Source organism: Gottfriedia luciferensis, from assembly GCF_001712755.1.
Classification (GTDB): Bacteria; Bacillota; Bacilli; order Bacillales; family Bacillaceae_G; genus Gottfriedia; species Gottfriedia luciferensis_B.
The window spans coordinates 55,904-69,773 of sequence record NZ_MDKC01000032.1; the positions used below are offsets into that span (position 1 = coordinate 55,904).

The 13,870-nt window shown below is 32.7% G+C and carries 18 protein-coding genes; 6 read left to right on the top strand and 12 right to left on the bottom strand.

Annotated elements, in window-relative coordinates:
* Nucleotides 1–87: 87 nt before the first annotated feature.
* The gene (locus BED47_RS15260; protein ID WP_069034384.1) at nucleotides 88–924 is read right to left on the bottom strand and encodes an alpha/beta fold hydrolase; all 837 of its coding nucleotides are present in this window, start codon (nucleotides 922–924) and stop codon (nucleotides 88–90) included.
* A gap of 551 nt (nucleotides 925–1,475) precedes the next feature.
* On the opposite strand from BED47_RS15260, the gene BED47_RS15265 reads away from it, so the two are divergent.
* Nucleotides 1,476–1,835 carry an NADPH-dependent FMN reductase gene (locus BED47_RS15265; protein ID WP_069034385.1) on the top strand — a complete coding sequence of 120 codons (360 nt, stop codon included), beginning with the start codon at nucleotides 1,476–1,478 and terminating at the stop codon, nucleotides 1,833–1,835.
* 100 nt (nucleotides 1,836–1,935) lie between these two features.
* On the top strand, nucleotides 1,936–2,580 hold the full coding sequence (gene ycaC / locus BED47_RS15270; protein ID WP_069034386.1) for an isochorismate family cysteine hydrolase YcaC: 645 nt from the start codon (nucleotides 1,936–1,938) through the stop codon (nucleotides 2,578–2,580).
* Nucleotides 2,581–2,781: 201 nt separating this feature from the next.
* On the opposite strand, the gene BED47_RS15275 is transcribed toward ycaC, so the two are convergent.
* The 5 genes from BED47_RS15275 to BED47_RS15295 form a co-directional block, all read right to left on the bottom strand.
* Complete coding sequence (locus tag BED47_RS15275; protein WP_069034387.1) at nucleotides 2,782–3,489, bottom strand: DNA alkylation repair protein; 708 nt, start codon at nucleotides 3,487–3,489, stop codon at nucleotides 2,782–2,784.
* A gap of 144 nt (nucleotides 3,490–3,633) precedes the next feature.
* Entirely contained in the window at nucleotides 3,634–4,221 is a 588-nt protein-coding gene (locus BED47_RS15280) for a hypothetical protein (RefSeq protein WP_069034388.1), read from the bottom strand.
* A gap of 160 nt (nucleotides 4,222–4,381) precedes the next feature.
* Entirely contained in the window at nucleotides 4,382–4,810 is a 429-nt protein-coding gene (locus tag BED47_RS15285; RefSeq protein ID WP_069034389.1) for a hypothetical protein, read from the bottom strand.
* Between the two features lie 278 nt (nucleotides 4,811–5,088).
* A complete protein-coding gene (locus BED47_RS15290) occupies nucleotides 5,089–5,796 on the bottom strand; it encodes a hypothetical protein (RefSeq protein WP_069034390.1) in 708 nt (235 codons plus the stop codon).
* 139 nt (nucleotides 5,797–5,935) lie between these two features.
* Complete coding sequence (locus BED47_RS15295; protein WP_069034391.1) at nucleotides 5,936–6,901, bottom strand: endonuclease/exonuclease/phosphatase family protein; 966 nt, start codon at nucleotides 6,899–6,901, stop codon at nucleotides 5,936–5,938.
* Nucleotides 6,902–7,223: 322 nt separating this feature from the next.
* On the opposite strand from BED47_RS15295, the gene BED47_RS15300 reads away from it, so the two are divergent.
* Complete coding sequence (locus BED47_RS15300) at nucleotides 7,224–7,406, top strand: hypothetical protein (RefSeq protein ID WP_069034392.1); 183 nt, start codon at nucleotides 7,224–7,226, stop codon at nucleotides 7,404–7,406.
* Nucleotides 7,407–7,531: 125 nt separating this feature from the next.
* Here BED47_RS15300 and BED47_RS15305 read toward each other — a convergent pair whose 3' ends face one another.
* The 3 genes from BED47_RS15305 to BED47_RS15315 all read right to left on the bottom strand — a co-directional run bounded on the left by BED47_RS15305 (nucleotide 7,532) and on the right by BED47_RS15315 (nucleotide 9,118).
* Entirely contained in the window at nucleotides 7,532–8,332 is an 801-nt protein-coding gene (locus tag BED47_RS15305) for a DUF817 domain-containing protein (protein ID WP_084006958.1), read from the bottom strand.
* Between the two features lie 75 nt (nucleotides 8,333–8,407).
* Entirely contained in the window at nucleotides 8,408–8,626 is a 219-nt protein-coding gene (locus BED47_RS15310; RefSeq protein WP_069034394.1) for a helix-turn-helix domain-containing protein, read from the bottom strand.
* Nucleotides 8,627–8,635: 9 nt separating this feature from the next.
* Complete coding sequence (locus BED47_RS15315; RefSeq protein ID WP_069034395.1) at nucleotides 8,636–9,118, bottom strand: DUF2975 domain-containing protein; 483 nt, start codon at nucleotides 9,116–9,118, stop codon at nucleotides 8,636–8,638.
* Between the two features lie 332 nt (nucleotides 9,119–9,450).
* Between BED47_RS15315 and BED47_RS15320 the strand changes: the two genes are divergently transcribed.
* From BED47_RS15320 to BED47_RS15330, 3 genes are read left to right on the top strand one after another with little or no spacing between them, the layout of a single operon-like run.
* A complete protein-coding gene (locus tag BED47_RS15320) occupies nucleotides 9,451–9,792 on the top strand; it encodes a PadR family transcriptional regulator (protein WP_069034396.1) in 342 nt (113 codons plus the stop codon).
* The gene (locus BED47_RS15325) at nucleotides 9,789–10,271 is read left to right on the top strand and encodes a hypothetical protein (protein ID WP_069034397.1); all 483 of its coding nucleotides are present in this window, start codon (nucleotides 9,789–9,791) and stop codon (nucleotides 10,269–10,271) included. The genes BED47_RS15320 and BED47_RS15325 overlap by 4 nt, the downstream gene beginning before the upstream one ends.
* Complete coding sequence (locus tag BED47_RS15330; RefSeq protein ID WP_069034398.1) at nucleotides 10,268–10,795, top strand: permease; 528 nt, start codon at nucleotides 10,268–10,270, stop codon at nucleotides 10,793–10,795. The genes BED47_RS15325 and BED47_RS15330 overlap by 4 nt, the downstream gene beginning before the upstream one ends.
* A gap of 238 nt (nucleotides 10,796–11,033) precedes the next feature.
* On the opposite strand, the gene BED47_RS15335 is transcribed toward BED47_RS15330, so the two are convergent.
* The 3 genes from BED47_RS15335 to BED47_RS15345 form a co-directional block, all read right to left on the bottom strand.
* Nucleotides 11,034–11,693, bottom strand: a complete 660-nt coding sequence (locus tag BED47_RS15335) for a serine/threonine protein kinase (RefSeq protein ID WP_069034399.1) — start codon at nucleotides 11,691–11,693, stop codon at nucleotides 11,034–11,036.
* Between the two features lie 95 nt (nucleotides 11,694–11,788).
* Nucleotides 11,789–12,259: a DUF4825 domain-containing protein gene (locus BED47_RS15340; RefSeq protein WP_069034400.1), complete on the bottom strand. Its 471-nt coding sequence runs from the start codon at nucleotides 12,257–12,259 to the stop codon at nucleotides 11,789–11,791.
* A 162-nt stretch (nucleotides 12,260–12,421) separates the two neighbouring features.
* The gene (locus BED47_RS15345; RefSeq protein ID WP_069034533.1) at nucleotides 12,422–13,690 is read right to left on the bottom strand and encodes an MFS transporter; all 1,269 of its coding nucleotides are present in this window, start codon (nucleotides 13,688–13,690) and stop codon (nucleotides 12,422–12,424) included.
* Between the last annotated feature and the right edge of the window lie 180 nt (nucleotides 13,691–13,870).

Below are 13,870 nucleotides of genomic sequence, written 5' to 3' on the forward strand. Positions count from 1 at the left end.
TTATTTATATTTGTCGTCACGAAAGAGTAAAGTTAAGCTATTATTTTTGAGGAACTACTTGTCTTCCTTATATAAAAACTATATTAATTACTCTTTTAAAAATGTTAGTAACGCTTCATTAAATTCTTTTGGATGAGTCGCGTTTAATCCATGCGGACCACCCTTTATTAGAGCAAGCTTACTACCAGGAATGGACTCATATGTACGTTTACCACTTAACTCAAAAGGTACAGTTGCATCAGAGTCACCGTGAATAATAAGAGTAGGTATATCGAACTTTTCCAAGTCCTTTCTAAAATCTGTTTTACTAAAGGCCGTTATACAATCGAGCGTTCCCTTAGGTGATGCGCTAGCTGCGATATCCCGATTATATAAACGGAATGGTTCACTAACTAAATCCGTTTGATTACCAGCCGAGAAAAATCCCTTCATAAATTTGTCAAGAAATGCAATGCGATCAATTATCACGCCTCTTTTGAATTCTTCAATTGTCGCATCATCTAATGCTCCTTCGGGATGATCATCTGATTTGTATAAATAAGGAGGAACTGCTCCAGCAAAAACAGCCTTTTCAATACGATCTGTTCCATAGCTGCTAATATATCGAGCTACCTCTCCTCCACCCATAGAAAAACCAACAAGTGTGGCATTTTTAAGATCTAAATGTTTTAACAGTTTATGTAAATCAGAAGCAAAAGTATCATATTCATATCCATTCCACGGCTGAGATGATTTTCCAAAGCCTCGACGGTCATATGTTATGACTCTGTAACCTGCTTCAATAAGAGCTGGTACCTGGTATTCCCAAGAGCGTCCACTTAAAGGCCAACCATGAATTAATACGACGGGTTTTCCTGACCCATGGTCCTCATAATAAAGTTCAATTGGGGCATGATTTTCATTACCTACAGTTAATTTTGTCATTTAAATTTCCTCCCATGAATTTTCTTTATTAAACCGATATTCTTCCTTCTCTTCACAATAACTCTCTACTGCAAAACATTCTATCTTCCCTACTATTAAAATTGCAAATTAAAAATATTAATCAATTAATATATTTGATTACAATTTATTTGTTTAAGCCAAGGTGTGAAATTATTGAAAATATTGAAGAACTTAAATGGCAAAATCAAATTAGAGAATTCTAGATTTCTATGCAACTCAAATTGGCGTTTGGTATCACAGCCCTTCCTAAAATGTATGGCTTAAAATAGCATCGCCATTTTGTCAATTATTGTATATACGACTTAATGGGAGTTTTTTCCTTTGTCCGAAGTTATTTATTGTCTATAAAAAATAGCTGCTCGCATCCGAATCCCTGTTTCTAACCTCCGGACAATAAGAAATTGGATCGTTGTCACCCCCTTAAGCCAAAATAACTAATTAAATAAAAAAGATAAAAAGGTATAAAGCCACTTTTAAGATTTTGGAATATTATGGTAATATTTAGTTGATTTTAACAAAGGAGGGAATATATGTCTAATACAATCGGTCTTATTTGTGGTAGTTTACGAAAAAACTCTTATAATCGAATCATTGCTCAATCGTTAACAGAGATGGTTGATTCCCATCAATTTCGTTGGATTGAACTTAATGAACTACCTTTATTCAATGAAGACCTAGAAACAAGTGTTCCAGAAGCAGTGACATCATTTAAATCTGCTATCCAGGATGTTGACGGTATCATACCATTTCAAAAAATGCTGATTTCCCAAGTTCATGAAAAAATTGATTCCGATCAGAAAGTGCTTACTGACGAACAAACAAAACGTTATCTTCAGCGTTATTTACACCAATTCATAAATTGGATAGATAAAACTCCTGTTTTAGATTAATAGAAGGAAACTAGGTATTTTAAAAAACTCAGTCTACCTTTTCTGATTGTTATAAACGAAGAAATTAATTCAATTACTTAATTTTTAGGAGGAATACATAATGTCTGATCTCTATTCTCGTATTAATAAAGATGAAGCTGTTGTTCTTTTAGTGGATCATCAAACTGGTCTGATGGCTGGCCTAGTGCGTGATTATGGTGTTGATGAATTCAAGAACAATGTTTTAGCTCTTGCTCATACTGCTAAGTTTTTTGATTTACCAGTTATTTTAACAACAAGCTTTGAAAATGGACCTAATGGACCACTTATGCAAGAATTAGTTGATCTTTTTCCTAACGCGCCAAAAATAGCTCGTCCTGGACAAATTAACGCATGGGATAATGATGATTTTGTAAAAGCAATCGAAGAAACCGGAAAAAAACAACTGATTATCGCAGGCGTAGTTACGGACGTTTGTGTTGCTTTCCCTGCACTTTCCGCTATAAATGCCGGGTATGAAGTATTTGCTGTTACTGATGCTTCAGGAACTTTTAGTAAACAAGTTGCAGATGCCGCTAATACGCGTATGGCCCATAGTGGTGTGCAACTATTGAACTGGTTTAGCGTAGCTTGCGAATTACAACGCGATTGGCGTAACGATGTCGAAGGCTTTGGCAATTTGCTTGCTAGTAATCTCCCAGGTTATCAAAATATAATTGGGAGCTATATGGCAGCTCAGCGAAATCTCAGTAAACAAAATGCATAAATTTAGCGCTTATTTAATCAGCGCTCCTTTTTAAATAAAGTTTAGCAACGCTTTTATTTTTACGATTACAGCTGAAACCAACATAAAAAATAAAAAAGCCTAACTTTTTTATTTAAAGTAAAAGTTAGGCTTTTTTTTATATAAGGTTTTACAATTTTAAAAAGAGGGATCGCTCTGCTTTAATGCGTTTAATAAAAATCTTTAACATCTTACGTGCTTACGCTTAAATCCTAATAAACCTTTATCTAAATCCTTTTGAATTTTTTCAGAGCAAAGTAAAATGGTGCTTTTTTTCTTTTCCTTTTTCATTTCGACTGGTCCAATTGCTTTTGCAGTTTCAACTGCTTTTTCATGTTGAGGTACATATGAAATTGCTACTGTATAAACAAAATTATTCATCGCAGATTTTGTTCGTTCTGGAGATTCATGTATTGTATCTTTCACCTGGTCAAGCAGATTAGAAATCTTGAGTGCGTCAAATTCAGTATCCGAGCGATTCCCTAATAGCCAACAGTAACAGCTCCAACCAGCTGACATTTTAAGTTCATCTCCGCTTGCAATCCATTTATCGGCTACCTCTTGCGCAATATCGGCTTCAGCTAAAGTAACTGCAACTACATAGTCTGAAAGCATATAGAAATAAGCTCCATCAATCCAACTTTCAAAGTCTTCTTCAGTCATTTTCAAAGGCTCTGCAATTATCCCCGCAAAATACATGGCATCGTAATTACCTGTTGCATATAATTGATTGGCTAATTGCTGATCCATTTTAATTTTCTTAGCAATCGGCTTCATTGCCCCTGTTGCCACTCCAAATAGTGGCTCATGTGCCCCGTTACTTATGTATGTCTTTTTTGTCCGTTCCTTACCTAGTGCTTCTAGCTCCTGCATAACCGTTTCCAATTCCACCGTTTTACACTTCCTATCTTCACATTCCCACTTCTTTATTTCCTTTTATCCAAAGTTTTTATTAAGCAATAATAAATTAGTACAAATAGATATATCACATTTTACAAAATAAAGTTAACTGTTAAATATTAAGATTTTGTCCTTTTATAAAGATACAAATTTAGATCCTTTAAGTAAGTTATTTAACTTTTTTACTTGTTCCTTAGAATAAATACCAACTAAACAATCTTGTCCTCCTAAATCTAGAATATAAACCCTCTTATCCGTATTTTTTATTTCTAATAAATCATTAAACTGAACAATAATTTGCTCATCGATCCAGTCATCATTTACTTCTAACTTCCAACAATAATCTTTTTCATCTAAAGTAAACGAAATTGATGCCTCTTGATTTTCAATATCTACATTATCTTTAATATTTTTAAAATCTAAGTAATTTTTAGATAAGTCTCTAATTCTTTCTGCAATGCGAACATAATCTCCTGTGTCCTCAATACATTCCGTATCCAAATACCATATTTCATTTGAACAGTAATTTTCGTTTAGCTCCAATTCACTTCCTAATGCAATAAGTAGTAATAGGTAAGGTTCTCTTTCAAATTCTTCTTCACTATACTCAGCAAGAATTAATTCTTCATTTATAATTGGATTTAATTGTATACCAATCTTTTGCAATTCACATAATTGTTCACTGAAGCTTACCTTCTTTTTAAATTTAAAGAAACGAAACATTCAATCACCAACTTAAAGTTTAATTATTCATTTTGCTATTTGAACTACTATCATATTATATCATTTCTTAAACTACTAAATATCCAATCAATTCTTTCTTATAACAGCAAAAAAAAATAAGTTGCCATGACAACTCATTTACTAAAACATTATTTAATTATTACAACTCTATATAGTTTATTATATTTTTTATTGATTTGGCATTCTCAATACCAACACTCCGAAATCCATTAAATCCATTAATTTTTATGATGGCACCATTCTTTGTGAACCAAAGTAATGAACTATATTCAACAGTTTCATCTATTGGACTTCTGAATGATAACTGAACATCATATGTAGCTAAATCAACAATTGGTTTTTCAATTTTTTTACTAAATAAATAGATCTCTTCTAATTTATTTAATTTTACTTGTTTTTCTACTTTAACTGGATTAAATTTGATTACATTTTTCCCGAACTTTGTGTAGTTATAACCAATGCATATTTCATTCCTTGCTTTGGTATTCTTCATTTTTTCAAAATAAAATCCACCTAAGCATAAAGCTAGGATGGCTACGCTTATCAAAAATATATTTGGCTTTCTCAAATATTGCCCCTCCGTAAAAAAGATCAGCTTCCCAATATGTTATAACCATATTTTACCATCTTTGAAAGTAGTTTAATATAAAAAATGTGCTAGTTTCATCTATAATTTCACATATTTTACTAGTGTTTTTCGAAGACTAGATTTTGATGGGATTGCACATAATGGATTTGAATTTTGTCCTATGTAGTGGAATTATTATGTAAAGCAAAAACTCGCTAAAAATATAATTAGCGAGTCAATTTTTGTATTTAAATATAGGTGTATATGTAGTTAAAACATTACTTTGGTATAAATTTTCCAATCTCATTTGATAAAATCGAAGTATCCCACGGGTACCAGTAGTAATTAGCACCGTCAAATTCAATCGTATACTTATAAGCGATTGGTTCATCTGTATATAATACAATTTCATAGTGAGTAGAATCTGTATGATCATTGTTTGGTTGAAAATTTGAATCTTCCTTACTATTCTTTAAAATATCCAGGAAGTTAACTATTTTTCCTTTGTCTTTTATCTCAGATATCTTTTTCGCGCTAGGTGAATAAGATTGGTAGATTTCAATCAGATCTACTTTTTCGATTGGTACATCTTTAAAATACCACTTATAATCAGTTGTTCCTTTTGCATAATAAATTCTATATCCATTTATGGCAGTTTTATCCTTTAAGGCAATTAATTCAGGATTACCCTTGATTGAATAAATGTCCGTTCCTTTTTCGTGGAATGCTGCATCTCCATCTTTAATTTTATAATTAGAATTTGTGACATGATCTGCTACCCTGAATTTTACTTCCCCTATTTTTTCATCAATAAATTTTTCATTAGCTAAAATTCCTGATTGGATGCCATTGTACTCAACACCATTCCATCGAACAAAGTCTACCCAATCTATAATTGATTGGCTTTCTGAAGATGTGAAACGACAAGCAACAAGTAGTAAAGGCAATATGATAAACGTTAGCTTGAACAGACTAACTCTTTTCATTAAAACCTCCTTAAAAATTGTTTATTTTACATAGTATTCAATTTCAATAATGAAATGCCCTTCATAGAATTAATAAGGTTGAATAGAAATGACCGCCTTGTGTAAAATTGCGGTCATTTCTTATTTATTCAGTAGTTAACTAATGATCATCATGATTGTATTTCAAACTTAATCTTGAAAATAACCCTGCATGATCCGATGGCCAAAGACCAGTTTTTGTTCTGTCACTCTGTGAGTTTCCAATTAGATGAGCCGATAGTGGATTCCAGCCATTTTTATAATAGATATAATCTACTCTTTCGTTCAACAAAGACACTGAATTTAATAGGTTTGGTGCTTGATGTCCAGTAAATCCTAGTCCTATTCCAACGAAATTCCATAAATCATTTAAGCCCGAATTAACAAATAGATTGTATGTCGTGCTATTAGGAACAGCATTCATATCTCCAGAAATAATAACTGGTAACTGTGTATTTGCAGGCCCTAGAAGGATTTCGGTTGCTTGAGCATTACGAACAGCTTCGTCATTTGGTTCCAAATGTGTATTAATTAATTTGAAAACTTTCCCCCCTTTTCTTACTTCTAAGGAGGACCATCCGCGAAGCACTGTTATAGCTTGTCCTCCTACGGGTAAAGTTAAATTTGTTTGAAAGTTTGCTTCCTGTTTACTTAGTATTTTCCATTCAGAATCTTTCCGAATCAATATGGCATCCCTATCTAAATATTGAACTAAATTTCCATTAAGATCAGGTAGGCCTACCGATAGATTATCGTTCTTAGCTCCAATTTTGTATTTCAATCCAAGTTTTTCTAATTCTCCTATTAATAATTCAATAAAATCGAAAGTAACAATCCCAAATGTAGGGATAATTAGCTGTAATAATTCAGCCTCTTGTAAACCTATAAAATCAGGTTTTTCTTTTGCGATTCCTTTAGCAATTGCCTTTACGCGAGTAGTTATGTCAGTTGCTAGAAATTGCTGAAATACTTCTGTTACGCGCTGGGGAATTTGTGCCAGTGTTGTTCCTATTAACGGCGTGAGATCCGCTCCTAAATAAAGATTCCACGTTTGAAAAGATACATCATGTTTATGCTTTGAACTCAATTATTCTTCACTCCTATTATGATTAATCTCTATTAATAGATGAAAGAGAATAATAAGTGAAACGGCGTTTATATTAAAAAGTAGTTAAATGATAGGAAAGAAATAGTGTCGACTATACATCGATGTAAAAAGAACTAGAATACTATTTAATCTATTAAATAGTATTCTAAACCCCACTCTCCTCTAAGTTTACTTTTAGTGTATTTATATGAAAACGATCTCAACTTTACCGTGACAAACGCACATTTTTTATAAATGCTCGTTTTTGAAAGCACTTACATTCTACTTGCACATAAAATATATTGAATGGAGGGATGAATGAATGGAAAGAATTTTTTTAATGTTAGCTAGTATTATTGCTGGTTTTGCTTTAATCAAAATGCCTTTAGCAGGCACATTCTTATCAAGTGTAGAGCCATTAACAGATTTAATTGGTATTTTAGCTATTTTAATTTTCTCCCTTTTCCTAATATACAAAGGGTTTATGAATCTTATCGGTAAGTAGGCAGTATATTAGGTTTAGGCATCTTATTAAAATATACTAACGATACAAATTATTAATAAACCTGTATCTGATTACTAGTTAATCTTTGATACAGGTTATTTTTTTGATTTCAAACATATAAACTTCTACATATTTTTACTTTTTTTAGTGTCTTTCCTTTTAATTGAATTATTTCCTTTAACTCGCTTTAAGGTAGCTACGATCAGAAAGCTTACAATAACTAATAATAGCCATGAACTTACTTTACCTAGATGAACTAAACTCCATGCAACCGACTGATTAGGATATTGCCAAGCACCAAAAAACGTTGCAATATTTTCGGCTATCCATATAAAAAATCCGATTAGTACGAAAGAAAGTGCGATTGGCATACGGTACCTGGTCCCATTAACTTCATAAGTGACCCAAGATTTCCAAAAAACAATTATTACAAGCCCTGATAACCACCAACGAACGTCTATCCAAAAATGGTGAGTAAAGAAATTCAAATAAATTGACGCTGCAAGTGAAGCAACTATCAAAAATGGTGGCCAATTAATTAGTTCAACATTCAGCCTTCTCCACGCTTGACATAAATAACTGGCAACACTTGCGTACATGAAACCACTATATAGTGGCACTCCAAATAGTTTTGAGTATCCTTCTCCAGGATATGCCCAAGAGCCCATATGTACCTTAAAAAGTTCAAGCGCAAGTCCAATTAGGTGAAAAAGTGTGATGACCTTTAATTCATCCAATGTTTCTAGCCTAGTACGCACCATTAACCACTGCATCAAAATACAGATCAATAGTAACCAATCATATCTTGGAAGAAATGGAAGTGGCACAATTTTAGTAAAAGCTAAAGAGGCAAAAATCACAACAGGAAAAATACATGATAAAGCCTGCTCCCAACCAAATCGAACAAGTTGTTTGAACGCTCTTATAAAATATGACTCATCCTTTTGAAGTATTAAATTCACAATTAGCTCTCCTTCATAATTTATATCAATCTTAACGATCTATTTGTTGTCTTCATCATTTTGGTACTCTAAAATATCTCCAGGTTGACAGTCTAAGGCATTACAAATCGCTTCTAAAGTTGCAAAACGTATCGCTTTTGCCTTACCGTTTTTCAAAATAGAAAGATTCGCCATCGTAATCCCAACCCTTTCCGAAAGCTCGGTTACACTCATTTTCCTTTTTGCTAACATCACGTCAATATTAATAATAATTGCCATGTTCTCACCTCAGACTGTTAAATCATTTTCTGATTTTATATCAATCGCTTCTTTCAAAAGCCTTTCGAGAACGGCTGCAAAGACTCCAATTACCAATGAAGCAAAAATCAAGACCATGCCAATAACGATTATTCCTGGAGCGTCATCCATATCAGCGATTAAATAAAAAAGTGGCAACCCTAGTACATACAAAACACTGATTGCGATTGCACTAAACTTTATTTTCTTTAAAGCGTTAACCGATAATTCCGAGAAAGCTTTGTTTTTATCAATGTAGCTTAAAAGTTTAAAAGCTTGATAAAGCGCAAAATAGAAAGGAACCGCTGCAGCATATAGATCTATAAAAATAAAAATTTTCATTAAAGCAATATTCGGATACAGTTCAGCAGCAAATTCTGCAATCTTCGGAACCACAAATATACACAATGCAAGAACTGGGAGACCAATAAGAATCACTACTATTTTTAAAAAGAGAGTTGACCCTCGTTTCATAAATGCACCTCACTAAATTATTTTCATTTTGAATTTACCATATAATTTATCGTTTTACAATAAATTATTGTTGTTTTTTATTATATTATTATTGTTATAAAAATATCCTTACATTCTTTAAATGATAAAAAAGCATTTCTCAACTAAAGAAATGCTCTTGTATAAACCTAATCATCCAATCTCTCCTTAGAAAGAGAAATTTTTTAAAATGTTGAAATAAATTAACAGAGTATATTTACTGTTAGTAACATATTACTGTAATTAACAGTATATTGTTATTAACAGTATGAAATTAATCTTTGGAAATACACAAATTTAGGAGGTTTATATTTATGAAACATACGGGCCGACATACTGGTGCATTTCTTTTATTGTTTTTAACAGAGGGAGATTGTTATGGAGGGAAACTTTTGCAAAAGTGTGAGGAAGAACTTCCAATTAATCCAATTGATAGTTCTATATTATATCGAACTCTAAAGCAATTAGAGACTGAAGGTGCTGTTGAGTCTTATTTAGGTAAATCCGAACAAGATAAACCGATCAAGATGTACAAAATTACTGAAGTTGGAAAAGAAAAATTAGAAGAATTTCAAATAAACATCGAAGAAAAGCTTAAAAATTTAACATTTTTCATAAACAAATACAATGAATGGAAGGAAGGAGAAGGATCATGATTAATGCATCGATCCTATACAGTTTAGCTATAATTCTTACTTGTATCTCTTTTATAAAAGATCGAAAGAAAACAAAAGATGCACTATTAAAGTCATGGAGAATGTTTTGTAATATTTTCCCTGAAATTTTAACGATTATGTTTTTTGTAGGACTATCCTTATCTTTATTAACGCCTTCACTCGTTTCATCAATTATTGGCCAACACTCTGGAGTGAAAGGAATAATACTATCTACATTAATTGGTTCAGTTGGACTAATTCCAAGCTTTATCGTTTTTCCTCTTGGAGAAACATTAGTCCAAAATGGTGCTGGACTCCCACAAGTAGCAGTATTAATGTCAACTTTAATGTCAGTAGGAATTATTACTTTACCTATGGAACAAAAATTATTTGGAAAAAGTTTTGCATATGCACGTAATGCAAGTGGACTTTTAATGTCTCTTTTATTTGCATATATAATATGGTTGGTGATGGTATGAGTCAATTAAAAAAATATCGTTTCTTTTTTATTTTATTAATAGCTTTCATCGTACTAACATTATTAAACCACTCACTTGGAATGAAAGCATTTCAGTTAACTGGAAATAGTATATTAAATATGTTATTTCTTCTTCCACCTGTTTTAATTTTTGTTGGCTTACTTGATAAATGGGTTGAAAAAGAAACTCTTATTAAATATATGGGAGATAAATCTGGCATTTACGGTGTTCTGTTTGCTCTTTTACTAGGAGGTATTGCAGCTGGTCCTCTATACCTAGCTTTTCCAATCGCGGTACTTTTATTGAAAAAAGGAGCAAGTATTCGCTATGTTGTTTTCTTTTTAGGAGTTTGGACAACGGCTAAACTACCTGTCGTTATCTATGAATTTGCTTCATTTGGTATTAAATTTACACTTATTCATCTATGTTTCGGCTTAGTATTTTACTATTTAATGGGACTCATTTTTGAGAAGTTTTATAATCATAAACAATTGTTAAATTATGAAAATCACAAAGATATTTAATGAAAACAGACTCTATTTTAATTAGGTCTTAGTGAAAAAAGAGTACAAAACTAAGAGCCAATTTATCCTCAACATAAATACTAAATGAATAACTGCAATCTAAAGAAGACTAGCCCGAATACTAGTCTTCTTTAAATATCAATCGCTATTTCTTGTTTAGAATTCATTTGCAGTCACATAAAATGTTCAATTATAAAACCTATTGCACTTATCGTCACATATCTCAACGTGATCTATTTTAAATTTTCCTCTTCAATTTTTTGTAAAATCTGTATGAATGTCTAGTAAAATCCAAGAATTTCAACGGGATTTTAATAGGTACTTTATACAATGTTTTTTTATATAGTTTATAGTAAGCTTTGACTAGATCTTCCCACTTTTCATCTTTTCCTTTTTTGTAAAAATCAGATATATCTACAACGTACCCTCTACCATCTTTCATCATCACATTTTTTCCGTGAACATCGTATGGATTTAACCCACGACTGATCGCATACTTAAGCGCAATATTTACATCTTTAATCACACTTTCAGGTATTCGATCACCATTTGCAAGAGCGTTGTATAGGGTAATTCCCTCTAATCTTTTTAATACTAGGTATTTTTCACCAAATTGGATCAATTTCGAATATGCTGGATGCTCTCCTAATTGTTTATAGACTTGAACTTCTTTTTCTAAACCGTCTAGATCTTTTCCATACACCTTAACAACCACATTTGGTTCAGAATGGTGTATAAAAACAGCCGCATAATTACCTGATCCAATGCATTTCCAACCTTCTGGAATATTCTTAACGACAATTGGGTTATTTGGACGTTCACTCTTGAGGTTTACATTCGGAATTAGTTCCTTTTCAATTAGAACCTTAAATTCAGATTCATTTGTTAAAATAGACATTCGTTTACCCCTTTATATCCGTTTACTACTATTTCTCAATCTATTAACCTATTTAAAATTTATCAATCCCTTTAATAATGACTAAAAAAAAGACCTTATTTCTTAAAAAACTGATTTACTTTGCTTTTATCTTTTAAATTAGTGTGGACTAGTTCCTCTAGTTCCTTTTCATTCGTATATGAGCCTAAATCTTTTCCATACCATTGATCAAGTTGTTGTCTTGTCAAAGTATATTTTTGATCAGCAAAATCAAAAACAATCCATTCTACGTTTTTGATCAATGTAAATAAGTAAGTTGCATTATTTATTACTATATTTTTAGTATTTGCGGGTAAATTCTTATATTCAATCGTCACACCATAAGGCTTCTTTTTTGTTTGGAGTGACATTTGGGTGAATTCTTTATGATTCGGTAATTGTTTTATAATATTTCCTACAGCACTGTTATTACCGACATAAGAATTTTTATAATGAAAAATATCCTTACTTGTGTTTTTGCTTAAAGAACAGCTGGTTAAACTGATCAATAACATTATTAGTATGAAATAAGCTAAAAATTTTTTCATATTTCCCCCTTTGTAATTGAGCACGAATTCAATTCGCGGGCACAATTAAATATACGGTTTTACTAAGAATTTAATTAAACTTTTTATCAAGCATGCAAATTGTGAAATAGGAGCTGATTAATCAGCTCCTATTTCATCTTAATTATAAATTAAATTTGATTTTTACATTTGAAGCCCTTGTTCACGTTCTTTTTTTCCTCCACGTGACCAAATCACGACTGGAATAAGGATTAAAGACAAAGCTCCTCCAGCTAATGATAATGTTGCATAGCTTGAATTAGCTACAATCATTCCAGACAAAGCACCACCAGATGCTCCTGCTAGTGCAATAAATACATCAACAGTCCCTTGAGTTTTGGCACGTGTAGATGAATCTGTTGAATCAACAATTTGAGCAGTTCCACTTATTAGTCCAAAGTTCCAACCTAATCCTAGTAATGAAAGCGCAACTACTAGGAGAATCATTGAATCACTAGGTGCTAATGCAGCGGTCAATCCTGCTAAGAGTAGAGTCGCCCCAGACGCAATCGACATGGCAGTTCGACCGACTTTATCAACAAGAATTCCTGTAATCAATGAAGGAAGATACATCGAGCCAATATGAAACGCAATCACAATCCCTACTTCATTTAGTCCATGACCGTGATGTTCCATATGGATCGGTGTCATTGTCATAATAGCAACCATTACAATTTGTGTCAGCACCATAGTTGCGGCTCCAACAGCAATTCCCCTCTTGTTTTTAATACTTTCAACAGGTGATGAATTTTCCACATTAACTTGTTTTGTTTTATTTGACTCGATCATTTTTGCCATAATTAATGGGTCTGGATTAAGCATAACGAAAAGAAACAGACCAGCCAAAATAAAAGCAGTTGCAGATAAAATGAATGGACCTGCAAGTGCTGGCACGCCAATGGAGACAGCAAATTTCCCCATTGGGCCTACTAGGTTAGGACCTGCAACAGCACCAAATGTTGTGGAAACCATTGCAATACTAATCGCTTTTGCACGTTGTTTATTATTTGCTAAATCAGTTCCCGCATATCTAGCCTGCAAATTGGTTGCTGTTCCTGCACCGTATATCAAAAGTGAGGCAAATAAAAGGATAATACTGTTTGTCATTGCTGCAATTACTACACCGATTGCACCAAGTCCACCAGTAAAAAATCCTGCAGCAAGCCCGATTCGTCGACCAAATCTTTGCGAAAGCCTACCAACAATTAATGCCGCTCCTGCTGAGCCTAGTGTAAAAAGGGATGCTGGCAGACCAGTAAAAGCATCTGTTCCAAGCATTTGTTGAGCTAATAGTGCACCGACTGTAACTCCGGCAGCTAATCCTGCTCCACCAAAAATTTGCGAAATGCTAACCATCAATAGAGTCCGTTTATATAGCATCTTTTGTTTTTCCTCTGAATTTACATAATCCATTGCAAAATTATGCGCTCGGTTATTCAATTAAACACCGTTGCCAAAAACTTATAAAAATCAATAAAAAACATTATTTTTAATAGATTTCGTTTATTTCCCTTTTCTACGTGTCCGATTTTGCCTAGTTAGGCTACTTTCGTTTGGTCTAACACTCCAAGGGCGTAAATTCGGATACAACGA

What these genes read in the sequence shown, in the direction of transcription:
- BED47_RS15260 (WP_069034384.1), bottom strand. Translation starts at nt 924, where the DNA reads ATGACAAAATTAACTGTAGGTAATGAAAATCATGCCCCAATTGAACTT.
- BED47_RS15265 (WP_069034385.1), top strand. Translation starts at nt 1,476, where the DNA reads ATGTCTAATACAATCGGTCTTATTTGTGGTAGTTTACGAAAAAACTCT.
- ycaC (WP_069034386.1), top strand. Translation starts at nt 1,936, where the DNA reads ATGTCTGATCTCTATTCTCGTATTAATAAAGATGAAGCTGTTGTTCTT.
- BED47_RS15280 (WP_069034388.1), bottom strand. Translation starts at nt 4,221, where the DNA reads ATGTTTCGTTTCTTTAAATTTAAAAAGAAGGTAAGCTTCAGTGAACAA.
- BED47_RS15290 (WP_069034390.1), bottom strand. Translation starts at nt 5,796, where the DNA reads ATGAAAAGAGTTAGTCTGTTCAAGCTAACGTTTATCATATTGCCTTTA.
- BED47_RS15300 (WP_069034392.1), top strand. Translation starts at nt 7,224, where the DNA reads ATGGAAAGAATTTTTTTAATGTTAGCTAGTATTATTGCTGGTTTTGCT.
- BED47_RS15310 (WP_069034394.1), bottom strand. Translation starts at nt 8,626, where the DNA reads ATGGCAATTATTATTAATATTGACGTGATGTTAGCAAAAAGGAAAATG.
- BED47_RS15315 (WP_069034395.1), bottom strand. Translation starts at nt 9,118, where the DNA reads ATGAAACGAGGGTCAACTCTCTTTTTAAAAATAGTAGTGATTCTTATT.
- BED47_RS15320 (WP_069034396.1), top strand. Translation starts at nt 9,451, where the DNA reads ATGAAACATACGGGCCGACATACTGGTGCATTTCTTTTATTGTTTTTA.
- BED47_RS15325 (WP_069034397.1), top strand. Translation starts at nt 9,789, where the DNA reads ATGATTAATGCATCGATCCTATACAGTTTAGCTATAATTCTTACTTGT.
- BED47_RS15330 (WP_069034398.1), top strand. Translation starts at nt 10,268, where the DNA reads ATGAGTCAATTAAAAAAATATCGTTTCTTTTTTATTTTATTAATAGCT.
- BED47_RS15335 (WP_069034399.1), bottom strand. Translation starts at nt 11,693, where the DNA reads ATGTCTATTTTAACAAATGAATCTGAATTTAAGGTTCTAATTGAAAAG.
- BED47_RS15340 (WP_069034400.1), bottom strand. Translation starts at nt 12,259, where the DNA reads ATGAAAAAATTTTTAGCTTATTTCATACTAATAATGTTATTGATCAGT.
- BED47_RS15345 (WP_069034533.1), bottom strand. Translation starts at nt 13,690, where the DNA reads ATGGATTATGTAAATTCAGAGGAAAAACAAAAGATGCTATATAAACGG.